This is a genomic window from Pseudomonadota bacterium, assembly GCA_010028905.1.
Lineage (GTDB): Bacteria > Vulcanimicrobiota > Xenobia > RGZZ01 > RGZZ01 > RGZZ01.
On the sequence record RGZZ01000044.1, the window covers coordinates 1 to 18,690 of the forward strand.

The 18,690-nt window shown below is 67.2% G+C and carries 15 protein-coding genes; 6 read left to right on the forward strand and 9 right to left on the reverse strand.

What is annotated here, in order from left to right:
- A partial coding sequence (locus EB084_05320; GenBank protein ID NDD27671.1) for a hypothetical protein occupies positions 1-431 on the reverse strand: 431 nt, incomplete at its 3' end.
- 101 nt (positions 432-532) lie between these two features.
- Between EB084_05320 and EB084_05325 the strand changes: the two genes are divergently transcribed.
- Positions 533-1,405 carry a pyrroline-5-carboxylate reductase gene (locus EB084_05325; protein NDD27672.1) on the forward strand — a complete coding sequence of 291 codons (873 nt, stop codon included), beginning with the start codon at positions 533-535 and terminating at the stop codon, positions 1,403-1,405.
- A 233-nt stretch (positions 1,406-1,638) separates the two neighbouring features.
- Positions 1,639-2,262: a hypothetical protein gene (locus EB084_05330; GenBank protein ID NDD27673.1), complete on the forward strand. Its 624-nt coding sequence runs from the start codon at positions 1,639-1,641 to the stop codon at positions 2,260-2,262.
- Between the two features lie 93 nt (positions 2,263-2,355).
- Here EB084_05330 and dnaA read toward each other — a convergent pair whose 3' ends face one another.
- Positions 2,356-3,819: a chromosomal replication initiator protein DnaA gene (gene dnaA, locus EB084_05335; GenBank protein ID NDD27674.1), complete on the reverse strand. Its 1,464-nt coding sequence runs from the start codon at positions 3,817-3,819 to the stop codon at positions 2,356-2,358.
- A 428-nt stretch (positions 3,820-4,247) separates the two neighbouring features.
- Here dnaA and EB084_05340 point away from each other — a divergent pair, with 428 nt between their 5' ends.
- A complete protein-coding gene (locus EB084_05340) occupies positions 4,248-5,993 on the forward strand; it encodes a formate--tetrahydrofolate ligase (GenBank protein NDD27675.1) in 1,746 nt (581 codons plus the stop codon).
- 15 nt (positions 5,994-6,008) lie between these two features.
- On the opposite strand, the gene EB084_05345 is transcribed toward EB084_05340, so the two are convergent.
- The gene (locus EB084_05345) at positions 6,009-6,995 is read right to left on the reverse strand and encodes a hypothetical protein (GenBank protein NDD27676.1); all 987 of its coding nucleotides are present in this window, start codon (positions 6,993-6,995) and stop codon (positions 6,009-6,011) included.
- Between the two features lie 146 nt (positions 6,996-7,141).
- Between EB084_05345 and EB084_05350 the strand changes: the two genes are divergently transcribed.
- Positions 7,142-8,398 carry a 1-acyl-sn-glycerol-3-phosphate acyltransferase gene (locus tag EB084_05350; protein NDD27677.1) on the forward strand — a complete coding sequence of 419 codons (1,257 nt, stop codon included), beginning with the start codon at positions 7,142-7,144 and terminating at the stop codon, positions 8,396-8,398.
- A gap of 53 nt (positions 8,399-8,451) precedes the next feature.
- Here the strand turns inward: EB084_05350 and EB084_05355 are convergent, their stop codons facing one another.
- The 6 genes from EB084_05355 to EB084_05380 are packed head-to-tail and all read right to left on the reverse strand — an operon-like array spanning position 8,452 to position 16,344.
- Complete coding sequence (locus EB084_05355) at positions 8,452-10,110, reverse strand: glycerol-3-phosphate dehydrogenase/oxidase (protein NDD27678.1); 1,659 nt, start codon at positions 10,108-10,110, stop codon at positions 8,452-8,454.
- Positions 10,107-11,798, reverse strand: coding sequence for an iron ABC transporter permease (locus EB084_05360; protein ID NDD27679.1), 1,692 nt, complete (start codon positions 11,796-11,798; stop codon positions 10,107-10,109). The genes EB084_05355 and EB084_05360 overlap by 4 nt, the downstream gene beginning before the upstream one ends.
- Positions 11,795-12,943 (reverse strand): ABC transporter ATP-binding protein, encoded by a 1,149-nt coding sequence (locus tag EB084_05365; GenBank protein NDD27680.1) that lies wholly within the window; start codon positions 12,941-12,943, stop codon positions 11,795-11,797. Before EB084_05365 ends, EB084_05360 begins: the two co-directional genes overlap by 4 nt.
- Before the next feature lie 4 nt (positions 12,944-12,947).
- Complete coding sequence (locus EB084_05370) at positions 12,948-14,030, reverse strand: extracellular solute-binding protein (GenBank protein NDD27681.1); 1,083 nt, start codon at positions 14,028-14,030, stop codon at positions 12,948-12,950.
- A 9-nt stretch (positions 14,031-14,039) separates the two neighbouring features.
- Complete coding sequence (gene glpK / locus EB084_05375; GenBank protein NDD27682.1) at positions 14,040-15,560, reverse strand: glycerol kinase; 1,521 nt, start codon at positions 15,558-15,560, stop codon at positions 14,040-14,042.
- Between the two features lies 1 nt (position 15,561).
- The gene (locus EB084_05380; protein NDD27683.1) at positions 15,562-16,344 is read right to left on the reverse strand and encodes a hypothetical protein; all 783 of its coding nucleotides are present in this window, start codon (positions 16,342-16,344) and stop codon (positions 15,562-15,564) included.
- A gap of 113 nt (positions 16,345-16,457) precedes the next feature.
- Between EB084_05380 and EB084_05385 the strand changes: the two genes are divergently transcribed.
- Positions 16,458-17,147, forward strand: a complete 690-nt coding sequence (locus EB084_05385; GenBank protein ID NDD27684.1) for a DNA-binding response regulator — start codon at positions 16,458-16,460, stop codon at positions 17,145-17,147.
- Positions 17,144-18,690 (forward strand): HAMP domain-containing protein (locus EB084_05390; protein ID NDD27685.1); only part of this gene is annotated, 1,547 nt, incomplete at its 3' end. The genes EB084_05385 and EB084_05390, both read left to right, overlap by 4 nt.

Sequence of the window (18,690 nt, forward strand, 5' to 3'; positions counted from 1 at the left end):
GCGCACGCGCTTCTTCCAGGCTCGTTGCGATGTCCGCAGCGCACGCACTGAACGCGGTTGGCGCGCTCCATGGCTTCGCGCAGCGCCGTCTGGTATTGCTCGGCACGCTGGCGTATCTCGCTCATTCGCGCCTCGGCTTCGATCATCGACGCAAGGTTGACGAGCAGGGCTTCACCGTCGACGGGCTCGGCGCGCGCCGCGGTGAGCAGGCCTTCGATAGCGCCGTGCAGCGCCGCCACGGTTTCGGCGGTGGTGTCTCGCCAGGTGCGAGCGGCATCATCGCTCACCAGGGCGTCGTCGCCCAGCTGGCGAGCGAACCCCTCGACCTCTGCCAGGGCTTCCAGCAATCCGCTTGCGAGGCGCGCCTGGTCTCCTCGGCCAGCCGCCACCTCTCGGGTCGCGTGGGCGAATTCTGCGAGTGTGCTCTCCATGGCATGACTGTCCAGCATGAGTGTGTTATCGGGTCAAGTGGCCAGAAAGTCAAGTTCCTTCCCAGGAATCAGCAGATCATCGCCGAAGCGCACGCGCCATCATGTTGAGTGAACTGCAAGTCTCCTTCGTCGGCAGCGGCGTCATGGCCGAGGCCATCCTGCAAGGCCTGCTCCGTCGCCAGCTCGTCGCTGCGGAGCGCATCACCTGCGCCGATCCCTTTCCGGCGCGCTGCGACGATCTTCGCGGTCGCTTCGGTGTCAACACCACGCTGTCCAACCTGGACGCGGTGTCCGCGGCTGATCTGATCCTGCTGTCCGTGAAGCCTCAGGTTCTCCTCGAGGTCATGCGCGAGCTCCGGGGGCACCTCAAGCCAGAGGCTCTTGTGGTCTCCATCGTGGCTGGCGCAACGATGGAGACCATTCGCGCCGAGCTCGCCCACGATCGCGTCGTGCGTTCGATGCCGAACACGCCGGCGCGCATCGGGCAGGGCATGACGGTGTGGACGGCCAGCAGCGCCGTCGGAGAGCCGGGGCGAGAGCAGGCTCGGCTCGTGTTCGGCGCGCTCGGCGAGGAGGTCTATGTCGACCACGAGGAATACCTCGACATGGCCACGGCGCTCTCTGGCACGGGGCCGGCCTACGTCTTTCTCGTGATGGAGGCGCTCATCGACGCGGGTGTGCATCTCGGTTTCTCCCGTCGCATCGCCCAGCAGCTCGTGCTCCAGACCATGCAAGGCTCGGTGGCGTTCGCCCGCGCGGTCGACATGCATCCGGCCGAGCTGCGCAACATGGTCACCTCGCCCGGCGGAACGTCAGCGGAAGCCATCTACCAGCTCGAGAAGGGCGGTCTGCGAACCATTCTCTCGCGGGCCGTGTTCGCCGCCTTCCAGAAGTCGAGAAGCCTGAGCCAGTCGGCCTCTCGAGCCGGGCAGCACGAGCGGGGCGATGGCGTGGGCTCGGGCGGTCAGGCCTGAACCCGTCCGGAAACCCTGGCGCCTCGGACGGGGTCACAGCAGGCGAGGCGCTGCTCGTGCCGGCGGAAGCCCTTGCGAAAGTGCGGGCGTTGCGGTAGTATACAGTTCGTCTCAGAGCAGCCCTTGATGGTTTTCCTCCGACCGCACGTCAAGACGCGCGTCGGGGGCTGCGTGCTCGGCTGCCCTCGTGATCAGTCGAAGACCGCTGCATCGCGCATGTCGTAGGAGGATTCATGTCTGGTCGACAGATCCGTCGTTGGATGGCTCAGGTCCTGATCTTGGCCGCGGTGGCGGGCGTGGGGGCCGCGTGGGGGCAGTTCAATGGCCCTAGCGGGCCTGACAAGTACAACCCCTTCGAGTACAGCAAGGAGCCCACGCGGTGGAAGGCGCCGCCGGTTCCCAAGCCTTACTCTGAAGACAAGCAGAATCGCTACTACACCCTTGCCGACTTCAAGCCGAACGACAAGAATCTCAAGAAGTTCACCAAGAACCTCGACGCAAAGAAGCAGCCCGTCACCATCGACGGCGCAAAGGCGAAGTACGCGCTCTGCTATCTCGAGCGCGGTGACCTCGAGAACTTCGTCGAGTACTGGCTGGCCGGCAGGTTCAAGACGTTCGAGTGCACCTTGATGGTGCCGGAGAGCTTCAACGGCAAGCTGATCTACTACGTCTACGGCGACGACAAGAAGCTCATCCAGGGAGACGATCTGGGGGCTGAGCGCAAGACCGCGCACATCACCCTTTCAGTGGAAGGGGTACGTCGCCTGGTGCTCAAGACAACGGGCGCCGCGTCAACGGAGAACCTGCCTGTGGTCTGGGCCAATCCGACCCTCACTGAAACGAAGGATGACGAGTAGCCTTCAGGCAGCAACGGTGCGATGACAGCTGCGCCCCCCGTCGAGTCGACGAGGGGCGCAGTGCTTTCTGAGCCAGGGTGGGCACGGGTGGCCTCACCCTTCGAGCAGGCTGGCGATTGTGCTCAGGTCGTTCTTGATGTTGGGCTGCTCGCGCTGGGCGACGATCTTCTTGATGGCGTGGGTGACTGTGGAGTAGTCACGCCCCCCGAACGCCTCGCTGATCTCGCGGCAGCGCATGCGCATGAGCTCCTGGGCGAGATACATGGCGATGTGTCGTGGGGTCGAGAAGCGGCGATCGCGCCGTGCGCCGATCAGATCGTCGACCTCGACGTGATAGTAGTGGCTCACCTTTTCGAGGATGTCGTGAAGGGTGACGCGCCGCTGACGCGACGGTCGGGTAGGGCTGAGCGGCTCGAGCGCACGCTGCGCCAGTCCGATGCGAACCACCCGATCTCCGGAGGCGTTGGCCACGGCGAGAACGCGAACGAGCGCGCCCTCGAGATTGCGCACGCTGCCGCTGAAGCGCTCGGCGATGTACTCGATGACCTCGTCGGCAACCGCGGCGTTCGACTCTCGCGAGCGCTGCGCAAGGATCTCGCGGCGCATCTCGAAGGTCGGCGCCTGGATGTCGGCGATCAGCCCCGATGACAGCCGTGAGCAGAGCCGTTCCTGCAGCTGTGTGAGAAGCTGCGGCGGGCGATCACACGTGAGAATGACCTGTCTCCCGCTGGCGGCGATCTGTTCGAAGGTGTGGTAGAACTCTTCCTGGATCCGCTCCTTGCCCACGAGGAACTCGATGTCATCGACCATCAGCAGATCGACCTGCCGGTACTTCTTTCGAAATGCCGGGACACGGCGTTCCTGGAACGCCTCGACGAGCTCGTTGGTGAACGTCTCGCTCGAGGTGTAGACCACGCGAGCTCGCGGACGCGCGCCGCTCATCAGGTGCTTCAGTGCCTGCATGAGGTGAGTCTTCCCAAGCCCCACATCGCCATAGATGACGAGGGGATTGAAGGTGCGACCTGGGGTCTCTGCGGCTTGCCGTGCGGCCTGCACGGCGAGCTGGTTGGTGGGGCCGGTGACCAGGCGCTCAAACGTGAAGCGTGGGTCGTCGGAGAGAGGGGCCGTCGTGCGCGCGCCGCGACGAAGCACAGGCGCTTCCGCCATGTCCGCGGGGGGCGCCATGCGCCTCGCTGCGGTGGGTGCAGGCGTTGAGGGAGCATCGATCATCGGAGCTGCCGCGCGCGCCTCCTCTTCCTCGCGGCTGGGGGCGGTGAACTCCACGTGCCAGTCTTGTTGCGTGAGAGCGCGCATCTCGCAACGGGCCGCTTCGATGAGGCTTCGGTGACGGCCGAGGATCTGCTCGAACGCGTAGCCGTGGGGCATCAACACGTGCATGCGACCGGGCGCGGCCACAGTGCCGACCGACCCGCGCAGGCAGGTCTCGAACGCGGGCCGAGGCAGGCTCTGCTCCATTGCGTCGAGGCAGCGCTGCCACAGATCGCTGGAATCACCGGAAGCCCCTTCGTGAGATCGAAAGACTGAAGTGCTGCCCATGGCCCCTCCGAGATTGACATTGCCGCTGTCCAGCCCGGACCGCGTGGGGCGAACGAATGCGCTCGTCCCACGCGGTTCGGGTCATCTCCCTCGAGATGTCAGCGCTCTCCCAGGCGTGTCTGCGCATTGGCTTGGGGCGCGGTGCTGGCGTGTTTGGCGAGCAAAATTTTGAGTATCTACCCGCTTGTTCCTTCCCTTGAAACATGCACTTATCCACCCGTCGCGTCAACGCTCGGTGGATAACGCCGGGAATGGCAGAGACCATGCCGAAAAAATATTTTTTTGAAGGGTTGAATCCACTTCACTATCCTCACGATCCACGGTTGACGCGCCTCACGGCCGGTCGGTCGCGTCATCTCCCGGGTCTGCGTCGCTCAGGGGCCTCGTGCTTGCGACAGTCTCTCGAGGTGTGTTATCGTGAGTGCGTCATGTCGAGCACCCCTTCTTCCAATTCAAACGAGAGTGTGACGTCCGACGCGGTCCAACGTCACGTCAAAGCCGACATCAGTGATGTCGAGATCGCCCGTCGTGCGCGTCTGATTCCCATCGACGAGGTCGCGGCTCGCGCCGGCCTGCTCCCGGAGGAGGTGGAGCCGTACGGGCGCCACAAGGCCAAGATCTCACTGTCGGCCCTCGACCGCCTGGCGAGTGCCCCGACAGGACGTCTCATCAATGTCACGGCCATCACGCCGACGCCCGCGGGTGAGGGAAAGACGTGCACATCGGTCGGGCTGACCCAGGGCCTGGGCGCACTTGGCAAGAGGGTCATGCTCTGCCTTCGAGAGCCCTCGCTCGGACCGGTCTTCGGGGTGAAGGGCGGCGCTGCTGGCGGCGGTTATTCGCAGGTCGTTCCGATGGAGGACATCAACCTCCACTTCACGGGAGACATCCATGCGGTGACCGCGGCCCACAACCTTCTGGCGGCTCTCATCGACAACCATCTCCTCCAGGGCAACGCGCTTCGCATCGATGCCAACGCCGTGACCTGGACCCGCGTGCTCGACATCTCCGATCGCGCACTGCGGGCCTGCGTCGTGGGCCTGGGTGGCCGCGCCAACGGCCTTCCCCGAGAGACCGGTTTCGAGATCACCGCGGCCTCCGAGATCATGGCCATCCTCGCCCTTGCCGATGGCATCGCTGACATGAAAGCTCGCCTCGCGCGCATGGTGGTAGCCTTCGATCAAGAAGGTGCTCCCGTCACGGCCGATCAGCTCGGAGCGACGGGCGCCATGACCATCTTGCTAAAAGACGCGATCAAGCCGAATCTCGTGCAGACGCTCGAGGGCCAGCCCGCCTTCATGCATGCGGGGCCGTTCGCCAACATCGCCCACGGCAACAACTCGGTTCTCGCCACGCGTCTCGCGCTGAAGCTGAGTGACTATGTGGTCACCGAGAGCGGGTTCGGGGCTGATCTGGGCCTCGAGAAGTTCTATGACATCGTGGCGCCTCGCGCGGGATTCCGCTCTGACGTGGCGGTGGTGGTGGCGACGCTGCGCGCGTTGAAGGCTCACGGCGGCCTGAAAGACGCCGAGCAGTGGAAGAAGCCCGATGCCGCGGCGCTGCGGGCGGGCTTTGCGAACCTCGATCGACATCTCGACAACGTGGCGCGGTTCGGTGTCCCTGCCGTGGTGGCGATCAACCGCTTCCGCGACGACACGGCAGAGGAGCTTGCCATGGTCGTCGACCACTGCCGCGCGCGTGGTGTTCGCGCGGAGATCTCCGAGGTGGTGGCCAGGGGAGGTCCTGGAGGAACGGCGCTCGCCGCTGCGGTGCTCGAGACCCTCGAGTCTACGCCCTCGCGCTTCGCTCCGCTCTATGGCGATGGCCTTTCCATCGAGGAGAAGATCCACCGCGTGGCGACCACGCTGTACGGCGCGGGAAGCGTGGTGTACGAAAAAAAGGCGCAACGCGACCTGGGTCGCCTCGTGAAGCTGGGCTTTGGCAATCTTCCCATCTGCATTGCCCGCACCCAGCTCTCGTTCACCGATGATCCGAGCCGCAAGGGCGCGCCCACCGGCTGGGAGATGCACGTGCGCGAGATCCGACCGTCTGCGGGGGCAGGCTTCCTCGTCGTGCTCACGGGTGAGATACTTCGCATGCCAGGCCTGCCTTCCCAACCTGCGGCGGTGGGCATGGACATCGACGAGAACGGCCACATCACGGGCCTCTTCTGAGAGAGCGCTGTCGCGTTACTGCAGCACCACGGGAACGAGGCGCATGTACTCGAGGTAGTAGCGGTGCAGGAACTCGTGCAGCACACGTTCCTTGCGCGCGGTTGATACGATGGGCTCGGGCAGGGCCTCACCGTCGGTCTTGAGCGCGTCGTCGAGCAGCTGCGCGGCTTCCTGGGTGAGGCAGGCGCGCATGATCGAAGCGCGCTGCAGCGGCGGGATGTAGGCCGACTCGCCTCCCGCGCGCACGAAGGCTTCGAGGATGGCGATGACCTGTCGCGGCTGAAGGCGGGCGGCCTCCTGGAAGGTGGCCAGGATCTCGCCTTCCTGGAGCCAGAGCCGCTGCGCCACATCTGCGCACGACGTCACGTCGCGGCGCACCAGTCGCTCGACCTCCTGCTCCATGGCGACGAGGTTCATGAATCGTGTGCTGGTCGTCGATCGCGCCGCGGCAAAGGCCATCAGCTCGCCGAGAACCCGTTCCTGCACCTGCGCATTCTGGTAGTGGAGCAGATGGGCGAGCTCACGGGTGAGCTCATTCGCCGAGGCACGCTTCATGCCAGCCATGATGCCTGTGGTGATGCGGGTGGCGGTCTCTTCCGAAAGCGACAGCAGGAGGAGCGCCAGCTTCTGCATCGGCGTGAGCGGCGGGTCCTGGCGAAAGCCCTTGCGCATCACGCAGCGGATGAACTCCACGAGGTCGTCTTCCTCACGCCAGTCGCCGGTGAAGAGAAGGGTCAGTCGGTTCCAGATCCGGTCGAGGCGCTCTTCCGGCGTGCTCTTCAGCGTGATGAACCCACGGGCGAGGCGGCCGATCTCGTCGGGGGTTAGCCCTGAGAAGACGCGGTCGGAGAGGGCGCGAGAGTAGTGCACCGACATGAGGAGCGCGGCCGCGACCTCCGGCTCGACGGGAACCGTGTCTTCGGCGGGCGCTGGCGCAACGGAGGCCTCCGGCTCGCTGTCGGCGAAGGAAGGTTCGGTGGAGGACTCGTCGTGCGGTTCCATGCTCAGTTCGCTCCTGTGGCTCGCGGGGCCGTTCGCGGGGTGGGATCCGGAGCTCATCTCTTCGCTTCCGGAGGCGGGTCCCCTCCCTCTCTTCGCTCGTCTGGCCCTGCAGAGGAGCCCCGGAGCGGGTCGCAGAAGCGACTGGAGTGACCGAGCCCGTTCGCCCGCCCGCCTCCTCAACTGCTTCTCTCTCTTCTTCCAGCGCAGCGGGCCCCGCCTTCATCCCGGCCAAGCCGCGGCCGCTCTTCATCCGCTTTCTCGAGTGGGTCAACCGTCTGCTTGCGCTTCCGCTGGTGGGCATCGATGTGGAGATGCCGCCCGCCGATCTGGCGCGTCTGCGTGCGCTGCCTCGCGATGCCGCACTTCTCGTGGCGTCGAACCATCCCTCGTTCAGCGACCCGGCGGTGGTCTTCGAGGTCAGTCGCCGCTGGGGACGTCTCTGCATCTGGATGGCCGCGCGCGAGCTGTTCGGCCGTCTCGGCGGATGGATGGGAACCGTGCTTCGCCGCACCGGTGCGTTCTCGGTCTGGCGTGGGGGGCACAACCAGGACGCCGCCGAGTTCGTTCGTCGAACGCTGGCCGAGCGCAGGTTTCCCGTCGTGGTCTTTCCGGAGGGGCACACCTTCTACCTCAACGACGTTCTGCTCCCCCTGAAGCCGGGGGTGGCCGCCTGGGCTGTCGACACCGTGGCCGCCCATCCGGGGCTCTCGGTGCGCATCGTGCCCCTCGTGATCCGGTACAGGTACGTCGAGGACATCCGCGCGCCCCTCGACGCCGCGGTCTCGGAGATGGAGGCGAGGGTGATGCGACGCGTCGCGCCCGTGCCGCCAGGCGCGTTCTGGCCGCGTCTCTACCTGCGCCTGCATCGCATCGCCGACGTCATATTGTCGCGTCAGGAGAGGTTGCACGGCTCTTTGGCGAGACACGGCGCAGACATCGATGAGCGGGTGCAGTCTCTCTGCGCCACCATCCTCCGACGTCTCGAGCGGCGATACCTGGGAGAGGAGGGGAGAGGCGACTTCTTCGACCGCGCCCGTCACCTCATGGCCCTGCTCAAGGACGACGACGATCCGGAGCATCAGCGCGACGCCGTGACGGCGCGCTTCGCGTGGGCCCTCTCCACGTTCTGGGCGGGCTATCTGTCGCCGGAAGCCTCTCCAGAGCGCTTTGCGGAAACCGTGTTGAAGCTTCAGCGCGAGATCACCCGTCGGGTTCCGCTGTCGTTTCGCGCCCGTCGCGTGGCGCAGGTGCGGGTGGCCGAACCCATCGACGTGTCGTCTGCCCTTGCCGACATCGATCTGACGACCCACGCGACGCGACGAGAGGCTGCCGATCGCGTTCTGGCCGTGCTCACCGAACGCATGCGCGGCGCCCTGGCCCATCTGGTGGCGTCGCCAGGGTGACCCACGTCACGCGCTCAGGGGGCCTTCTGCGTCGAGCTTCGTGATGGGCTTGCTCAGCGGCCTTTCGTGGAGGACGCGTCGGGGACCCGCCACCGCTGCTGCTCCTCGTCGACGCGACGCATCTCCGCCTGGAGGCGGTCCTCGCTCCATCCCAGGGTCTCACGCGCAATCGAGGCGGCCCGTGCAATCTCCTCGGCGCGGATGCCGGCGTGAAAGGCCCTGGTGCGTCGCGCAAGGACGTCTGCGAGGTGCATGGCCATCTCCGATTCGAAAGCGTACACGATCTGGGCCGCGATGTCTGGCGCGTGCGCTGTGAGCTGCTGACCCAGCGTGTCCTTGCGCAGCCTGGCCAGCTCTCCGACGGCCACGGCCCGCGGTCCATACACCGCGCACAGATGCGCAAACGTGTCCGCAGGCAGCGTGGAGGGCGGCGTGCGACTGTCGTCGAGACGGGTGACCAGCACCTCGTCGGCCGTCTGGCAGCGGCCAGCAGGCGGCGCCCCACGTCGCTGGGCGACCTGCGCGGCCAGGTCGACCACCTGGCGGGCCATGATCCGATAGGTGGTGAGCTTGCCGCCGACGACGGTGACGAGACCGGGGCGCTCCTCCACGATCTTGTGCTCACGGGAGACGCTGCTGGGAGCGCCGTCGCTCTCTGGGTGATAGAGCGGGCGCAGACCGGCCCAGGTCGACAGGATGTCGTCGTGCTCGATGGGGCTGTCCGGGAAGTAGTGACGTGCGATGTCGAGGATGTAGGCGACGTCTTCGGCGGTGGCCTGCGGCGGCCCGTTTCGCGGATCGTAGTCGGTGTCGGTGGTTCCCACGATGGCCAGGGTGCCCCACGGGATGGCGAACAGGATGCGGTGATCACGGGGGCTGCTCATGACCACCGCGTGGTCTCGTGGGAAGCAGGCCCTGCGCACGGTGAGATGCACGCCCTTGGTGGGACGGACCAGCCGACGCTGCAGCCCTCCGCGCGATCGCAGCAGATCGCTCCACGGCCCGCACGCGTTCACCACGCATCGCGCGCGCACCGTGAGCGATGCGGCGCCCTCACCGTCGAGCACGTCGCGCACGCGGAGCCCGCGGATCTCGCCGTCGGCCTCGATGAGCTCGTCGACCTCGACGTAGGGCACGCAGTCGGCCCCGTGCTCCCAGGCGCTGCGCGCATTCTCGAGGGTGAGGCGCGCGTCGTCGGTGACGGCGTCGTAATAGCTGCACCCGCCGCGCAGCCCCTGCGCGCGCAGGGCAGGCTCGAGCTGTCGCAGGCTCGCGGCGCTGAGCCGGCGATGCAGCCCCAGGTTCTTGTAGCCCGCCATGGCGTCGTAGACCCAGAGACCGAGATCGAGCAGCGCGGGGCTCACGGGGTCGCCTTCGTAGAGCGGGAAGAGAAAGGGGGTGGGGTGCGCGAGATGCGCGATGAGCTGGCACTGGCGAGCCCGTTCCTGCAGGGCTTCCCACACGAGGTGGAAGGCCTTCTGCTCGAGATAGCGGATGCCGCCGTGCAGCAGCTTCGACGAGGCGCTGCTTGTGCTGCAGGCAAAGTCTCCACGCTCGAAGAGCGCCACGCGTAGCCCGCGCATGGCCGCGTCTCGCGCCACGCCGGCGCCGGTGATGCCGCCTCCCACCACCACGATGTCATAGACGCCCTGCCCCGCGCTTGCGAGAACCTGGGCTCTTCCGTCTGCGTTGAAGGGGCGTGCGCCGCTCATGCGTTCACCTCGCGCGCGCCGCCCGTGCTCAGCAGGAGCGCGTACGGCGCGAAGATCATGGCCATCAGCACCAACCCGTAGGCCGACGCGTCGAAGTACCGCGCATCGGCGATCTGGGTGAAGATGGCGAGAGAGGCCGGATACCACCGGGGGGGGCAGATCATCAGGGTGATGGCCACATCGGTCATGCACGAGATGAAGATCATCAGGCCGCCCGCGACGATGCCGGGGCGGATCAGGGGCAGCAGCACCCGTGTCATCGTCAGGTCGTGGGAAGCGCCGAGCGTCTGCGACGATTCCTCCATCGCGGGTCCGACCTGTTGCAGCGAGGCGGTGATGGCGCGCACGGCGTAGGGGGCGCGGGTCACCACGTAGGCGGCGATCACGAGGGTCACTGTGAGATGCAGCGCCAGGGGGGGATGGTTGAACACCGTGACGAGTGCGATGGCGAAGGCGGTTCCCGGCAGCACGAACGGCAGGGAGACCACGAAGTCGAGCGCCTGACGCCCCCGAAGGCGCGTGCGGTGCACGGTGTGCGCGACGCAGAGCGCGACGGCGAGGCCCCCCAGCAGCGCCAGGGCCGACAGCACCAGCGAGTTCACGAGGAACAAGGGCGATCTCACCAGGGCTTTCTCGAGATGGGCCATCGTGTAGGTCTGGGGGAGCACCGTGCTGCCCCAGGCGCCCGAGATCGAGAGCAGCACGATGACGCACAGGTTGATGACCGGGAAGGCGAGCACCGTGGAGACGGCTGTGAACGCTGTCACGACCGCCGCGCGCGATTGAATCGGTCGCGAAGACGCCGCCGCCCGACCGGTCACGGTCTCGAACCGGTTGCGCTCCACCAGTCGCTTCTGCACCGCCAGCACGCCGAGGATGACGGCGATCATCACGGTGGAGAGGGTGGCCGCCCCCCCCCAGTACGCGTTTCCGGACATGTCGCGGTAGGCCTCCACCACGATCATGCGGGTCTTCGACGGCATGAGCAGCTGCAGGGTCGCGAAGTCGCCGAACGATCGGATGAACGCGAGAAACGCGCCCGCCGCCACGCCCGGCAGCAGCGTGGGCAGGGTCACCCGCCAGAACGTGAGCGTGCTCGGCGCGCCCATCACGCCAGAGGCCTCTTCGAGGGAGGGGTCGATTCTCTCGAGCGCGGCGGCGGTGGTGAGGTAGACCAGCGGAAAGAACGAGAAGACCTGCACCACCCCGCATCCCAGCGGGCTGAACGGGTTGAGAACCGGTCCGATGGTGGTCGTGACGATGCCGGAGCGCCCGAAGAGGAACTGCACCGAGAGCGCCATGAGGAACGATGGCATGGCCAGGGGCAGCACAGCCAGCACCCGAAGCAGCCCCGCGAGCGGGAGGGCGACCCGGCCCAGGGCCCAGGCCACGCCGAGGCCCAGAGCGCTGCACCCCACGGTGACCGCGCCGGAGAACAGCAGGCTGTTCAGCAGACCGACGCGGTATCGGGGCGTGTGAATGAACTCGCGGTAGTAGTCGAGGGTCGCGTGCCCTGCGAGGCGCTGCACGAAGCCCAGCACGTCGCCACGAGAGAGATCGGCGAAGACGTTCGACGGTTCGCCGGAGAGGCTCACCCAGACGAGGCTCAGCAGGGGAACGACGAGGAACAACAGCAGGAACGCGACGAGGGTGGCGGGCACGATCAGCGCGCGCAGCCGGCTCATCATGGGGTGCTCTCCATGGTCGGGCCCACGCTCTCCGGATCGGGGTCGGAGAGGATGAGCACATCTTCGGGCGCCACGGTGAGCCGCACGGCCTGGTCGGCCGCCACGTCCACGTCCGTTGCTCCGCCGGAGCGAACCACGATCTCGGTTCCAGCCACGATCACCACGTGCTTGACGGTGGCGCCGAGGAACATGCGCAGGCTCACGACGCCTTCGATGACGTTCTCGGCGGTGGCGTCTTGTGCCAGGAACCGAAGGGCTTCAGGACGGATCGCCACCGTGAAGCGATCGCGCGGCGGCGGTGTGACCGTGGCGAGCGCCAGTGGGCTGCCCTCGAGCCGGACGCGCCCGCTGGCGTCGGCCTCGGCCGTGAAGACGTTCTCCAGTCCGAGGAAGTCTGCCACGAAGCGGGTGCGCGGGCGCTTGTACACGATCTCTGGGGTGTCGAGCTGCTCGATGCGACCGCCGCGCATGACCGCGATGCGATCAGAGATGGCGAGGGCCTCTTCTTGATCGTGCGTGACATAGAGGGTCGTGATGCCGGCGCGGCGCTGCATCAGGCGGATCTCCTCGCGCATCTTGATGCGCAGGCGGGCGTCGAGGGCCCCGAGCGGCTCGTCGAAGAGCAGCACCCGGGGGCGGGTGATCATGGCGCGCGCCAGGGCCACACGTTGCTGCTGCCCGCCGCTCAGCTCACCAGGGCGACGACGGCGGTACTCCGTCATCTCGATCATGGACAGCGCCTCGTCGATGCGCTTGCGACCGTCATCGTCGACGGCGCGCACGGGCGAGGTGGCGAGCAGCCCCAGTCTCGCGGGAAGCGACGACCTTCGCCAGCGCTCGGCCATGAGCCCGTAGGCGAGGTTCTCCTCAACGGTCATGTGCGGGAAGAGGGCGTAGTTCTGGAACACCATGCCGCACGAACGCTCCGGCGCAGCGACGCCCCGCATGGAGCGCCCATCGAACGAGATGTCGCCACTGTCCGCGGTCTCGAGGCCCGCCACGCAGCGCAGCGTGGTCGTCTTGCCGCATCCGCTCGAACCGAGAAGGGTCACGAGCTCTCCCTCTGCGATATCGAGGGAGACCCCCTTCACCGCTTGGAAGGAGCCGAAGGACTTCACCAGGTTGGTTATCGTGACGCGGCTCACGGTCTCACTCCCACAGCCATCGGCTGGTCTCGATCTCGTTCTGCCAGCGGGTTCGGATGCGATTGAAGCTCGCGCCCATCCAGTCGACGTCGAGCGGCATGGCGGCGGCCAGCAAGCCGTCGAGGGTGGTGTCGAGGAGGCGGGGCGGGCCGTAGGCCGGGTCGCGCACGAAGCAGAGCCGGTTGAGGATGCCCTGCCCTTCGTGGCTCATGATGAAATCGATGAAGCGCTTCCCGTTCTCGGCATGCGGCGCGTCGTGGATGAGCGCCACCGGATCGACGATGACAGGGGAGTCTGGGAGGATGGCCCAGCGCAGGTTCTGCTGGGCCGCGGCGATGGCGGCGGGGTCGCCGCTCTGCTGGAGGAACTCGAGCACCTGGTGTTCGAAGTGGATGCCGATCTTGACCTCGCCGCGGCTCACCGGGAGGCTGGGCGGGGTATCGGCGTAGCGCTGGAGGTTGGCATAGAAGCCCCGCAGCCATCGCCATCCCGCCTCTTCGTCGCCCGTGTCGCGCTTCGAGCGCATGAGTGCCGCCTGCAGGAAGAGCATGGCGGTCCCGGAGCTGGCCGGGTCCCACATGATCAGCTGGTCGCGCCACTGGGGCTCGGCCAGGTCGCTCCAGCGCTTCGGAAGCTGCTCGGGGGAGAGCACGGTCGGGTTGTAGGCGAATCCGAGTCCGATCACGGTGACGCCCACCCAGCGCCAGTCGCTGTCGCGCAGGATGAGGTTTCCCTTCGACAGGGGCATCGACTCCCACCCGCGCGGGCGATACGGCTCGAGGAGCCCTTCGTTGGCTGCCGCGATGAAGGGCACCATGCCGCCGCCCCCGATCCAGACATCGGCGCGCGGGTTCCCCTTCTCGGCGCGAAGACGCGAATAGACCCGCGTGGTGCCTTCCTTGATCTGCTCGACGTGAATGCCCGTCTGCTCTTCGAAGGGCTTGATCCAGGCTTCGGCGACGCTGGCCGGGAAGGGCGTGTACACCATCACGGTGGGCTTCTGATCGCGCGGTGCTCGCGCAGCGATGATCGCCACGATGACGATGATCGCCGCCAGGGCCGCGGCGCCGGTCAGACGGCGCGCCATTCTGCGCCCTCACCCGCCCGCGGGGGTGGGGTCTTGCGCCGCCCACGCCCGAGAGCGCTCCACGGCTCTCTGCCAGGCGGCGTGGAGCGTGTCGCGCGCGTCGACCGACATCGCCGGCTCGAACACCCGATCGATGCGGATGCGGCGGGCGATCTCGTCGGTGCTCGAGAACATGCCCACCCCGAGTGCGGCAAGGCACGCGGCGCCCATGGCTGTCGATTCGACCACCACGGGGCGCTCGACCGGGATGCCCAGCACGTCGGCCTGGAACTGCATCAGGAAGTCGTTGCCCGTCATGCCGCCATCGACCCGCAGGCGCTCGAGCGCATGTCCGGCGTCGGCGCGCATGGCCTCGATGAGGTCACGCGTCTGGTAGGCCACCGACTCGAGGGTGGCGCGCGCGATATGCGCCGCGCGGGTGTCTCGGGTGATGCCCACGATGGCGCCTCGCGCGTACATGTCCCAATGGGGGGCACCCAGCCCTGTGAAGGCCGGCACGAGGTACACCCCCCCATTGTCGGTCACGCTGGTCGCGAGCGGCTCGATGTCCGGCGCCCGTCTGATGAGCCCCAGGCCGTCGCGCAGCCACTGCACGGCCGAGCCGGCCGAGAACACGCTGCCCTCGAGCGCGTATTGGACGGGCGCGTCCGCGAGCTTCCATCCCACGGTGGTGAGGAGGCGACTCGACGATGTCACGGCCCGCTGACCGGTGTTCATCACGAGGAAGCAGCCGGTGCCGTAGGTGTTCTTCGCGCTTCCGGGCGTCGCGCAGGCCTGGCCGAACAGCGCGGCCTGCTGATCGCCCGCCACCCCCATGATCGGGATGCGCGCCCCGAAGTGCTCCGGCTCTGCGGTGCCGAACATGGCGCTCGACGGGAGCACCTCGCCGAGGAGACGGCGATTTATGTCGAACGCGGCGAGGAGATCGTCGTCCCATGTGTTGGCGCGGATGTCGTAGAACATGGTGCGGGAGGCGTTGGTCACATCGGTGGCGTGGGTCTTGCCGTTGGTGAGCCGCCACAGCAGCCACGAGTCAACGGTTCCGAAGGCGATGTCCCCCACGGCCACCCGCGCCTCGAGGCCGTCGATGTGATCGAGGAGCCAGCGCACCTTGGAGGCCGAGAAGTAGGCATCGACCTCGAGGCCCGTGTGCTCGCGGATGATGGGGGCCAGGCCCACGCGCCGCCACTGCTCGCAGATGGCGGCGCTGCGCCGGCACTGCCAGACCACGGCCCGTGACACCGGCTGGCCTGTGGCGCGGTCCCACAGCAAGGTGGTCTCGCGCTGGTTCGTGATGCCGATGGCCGCGATCTCTGTGGGCGAGATGCCGGCCTCGGCGACGGCGGCGCGCCCGGCCTCGATGGCGGTGGAGAAGATATCTTCGGGATCGTGCTCGACCCAGCCCGATTGGGGGAAGTGCTGCGGCACCTCGCGGTAGCCTCGCCCACGCACCGCGAGCGAGGCGTCGAAGATCATCGCGGTCGATCCGGTGGTGCCCTGGTCGAGCGCCAGGATGAATGAGTCGGACACGTCAGTCGCCTGCCTTCTCCGTCAAGTCGCGCAGCACGCGGTCGAGTACGCTCGGGCGGTTGGTCATGAGGGTGTCGACCCCCATGGCCACCATCCGGCGCATCTCGTCGGCGTCGTCCACGGTCCAGACGTGGATCTTCCCGCCGTGTCGGTGCACCCGCTTCACGACCGATGGCACCACCAGCATGTGGTGCACGGCCGCCGATGGGACCCCGTCATCGAGGTCACCGTCGCGTGGCGCGTGCGTGCCGTAGAGGCGGGCCACCGAGATTCGTGATGAGCAGCGGCGGATGTAGTCGAGCGAGCCGTGATGGAACGACGTGACGATGCATCGGTCGTGGAAGCCGGTCTGCTCGAGCACGAGGGCCACGGCATCGCACAGGGGGGCCACGATGCCCTGGCTGAACTTCATCTCGATGTCGAGCGTGATGCCGTGGGCGCGGGCCAGCTCGATGACGTCGACGAGGCGGGGGATTCGCTCTCCCGCGAAGCGTGGAGCGAACCAGGCCCCCGCGTCGAGCGAGCGCAGCTCTTCGAGGCGCTTGTCTTCGGGAACCCCTTCCCCGTCGGTGGTGCGTTCGAGGGTGGCGTCGTGGAACACCACCGGGAACCCGTCGAGGGAGAGGCGCACGTCGAACTCGATCATGCGGGCCCCCTGCTCGATGGCCAGCGCGAAGGCGGCCATGGTGTTCTCGGGGGCTTCAGCGGAGGCACCGCGATGCGCGCAGTTGACGGTGGTCACGGGGGGGCGTTCGCGTCTCCGGAAGGCCTTCCCTCCTGGCATCGGTGGGTCGCCCGTCGACAGCAGAGGGGGGGGCGTCTCCCAGGGAGAATCTCCTTCCAGCAGCGGTCGTGCCGGAACCCAGGCGGGCCGAGCGGCGGGAGGCGGAGCATCACATGGCAGAGACGGTCCTCGTGGTCGATGATGAGGAGGCCATCGTCGAGATCATCGAGATGAGCCTGCGGCGCGAGCAGTACACCGTCATCCGCGCGCTGTGCGGAACCGAGGCGCTGTCTGCGGTCGAGCGATCTCGCCCCGATCTCGTGCTGCTCGATGTCGGGCTTCCGGACATCGATGGGTTCGAGGTCTGCCGGCGCATCCGCCTCGCTTCCGAGGTTCCCATCATCATGGTCACGGCGCGGGGCGACGACGAAGACAAGATCGCCGGGCTGGGGCTGGGCAGCGATGACTACGTCGTGAAGCCCTTCAATCCGAAGGAGCTGGTGGCGCGCATCCGTCGCATGCTCGAGCGGGTTCGCAAGGCGTCTGAGGCAGCGGCGCCTGCGTCCCTGAAGATGCGCGAGATCGACATCGACGTGGTGCGGCGCCGTGTCACCGTCGACGGGCGCGCGGTGAGCCTCACCCCGAAGGAGTATGATCTCCTCGTCTTCCTCGTGCGCCATCCGGACCAGGTGCACGGCCGCGACGACCTGCTGCGCGAGGTCTGGGGCTCTGACGCCTACGACGCACGCTCTGTCGACGTGCATGTGAAGTACCTGCGCGAGAAGCTCGGCGAGCCCTGCAACGCCTACCTGCAGACGGTGTGGGGCAAGGGCTACAAGCTCTCGGAGACCCTGAAGAAGTGAGTCGATGGGCGCGTCTGCGCTCGATCCGGGTTCGCCTCATCGCTACCTATCTCGTTCTCCTGTTCTTCTCCATGGCCGTGACCTATCTGCTCTTCCTCTCGCGGGTGCGCGGGTATCTCGAGCAGCGCACCCTCGAGCAGCTGGTGGCGCAGAGCCGGATCATCGGCAACCTCATCAGCGGAACCTATGCCTACGGTGACGGCAACCTATCGCTCATGGCCGGAGACCTCCACGCCCAGTTCCGGGATGTGGCTGATGTGCGGGTGCGCATCTACGACACCGACGGCGCCCTGGTCTCAGACACCCGTGATGAGACGGGGCAGGGAGTGGGCAGTGAGATGCTCTCGACCGCGGGGCGCGGCGCGCTGAACGACCGTCAGGAGATCTGGGTGGAGGGCGGCGATGAGCGGGTCGAGCATGTGAGCAGCCCGCTGCGCGCGTCCGGCCAGGTCATCGGGGTGGTGGATGTGTCGTCTGCGGTGCGCGACCGCGAGACCCTGGCCGACATCCGGTCGATGATGGGGCTGGCCCTGGTAGCCTCGATGGGCGCGTCATGGATTGTGGCCTTCCTGCTGTCGAAGACCATCGTCGGCCCCATCGAGGGCATCCGCACGGCCGCCGACCGCATCGCGGGCGGCGATCTCTCGCATCGGGTGGCCGCCGGCGGCGATGAGCTGGGGCGGCTTGGCAAGGCCATCAACCACATGGCGGCCCAGCTCGATGCCCGCATCCGCGAGATCGTGGGGCAGAAGAACACCTTCGACACCTTGCTGGCCACGTTGCTCGACGGCGTTGTGGCGCTCGACCGGGAGAACCGCGTCCGGTTCATGAACCGCGTGGCCGAAGCGCTGCTCGAGACCACCCCCGAGCGCGCCATCGGTCGCCCCTTCACCGAGGTCGCGCCTCGGGTAGACGTGGCCGCCTTGCTTGCGGAATGTGGTCAGGAGAGCCATCTCGTGATCAAGGAGTGCCCGCTGGGTGATCGCATCGTCCGCTTCTACTTCCTGCCCTTCGACGACGAGGCGCACGCTCATCTCGGCATCATGGCGGTGCTGCACGATGTCACCGATGTGCGTCGCCTCGAGGAGGCCAGGAGCCAGTTCTTCGGGAGCGTATCGCACGAGCTGCGCACGCCCCTCACCATCATCAAGGGCTTCGCGCTGAACCAGCTCGACAACGATCGGGTTGCGGAAGACCCTGAGCTGAAGCGCTCCCTCGAGATGATCGACCGGGAGGCCGATCGCCTCTCCCGGCTCGTCGATGACATCCTCGAGCTCTCCCGCCTGCGCAGCCGGAAGATGAGCGTCGATCTGGCGCGGGTCGAGGGAGAGGTGCTGCTGTGCGAGACCATCGAGCAGATGGAGGGGCACGCGGCCCGCGCCGGCATCACCTTCCAGAGCGCTCTCTGCGGCGGCTCGTCACCCCTGCGCGCCGATCCCGATCGTCTCAAGCAGGTTCTGCTCAACATCATCGACAACGCGGTGAAGTACACCCCTGTGGGCGGGCGCGTCGAGGTGACCTCGGCGCGGGAGGAGGGGCGATG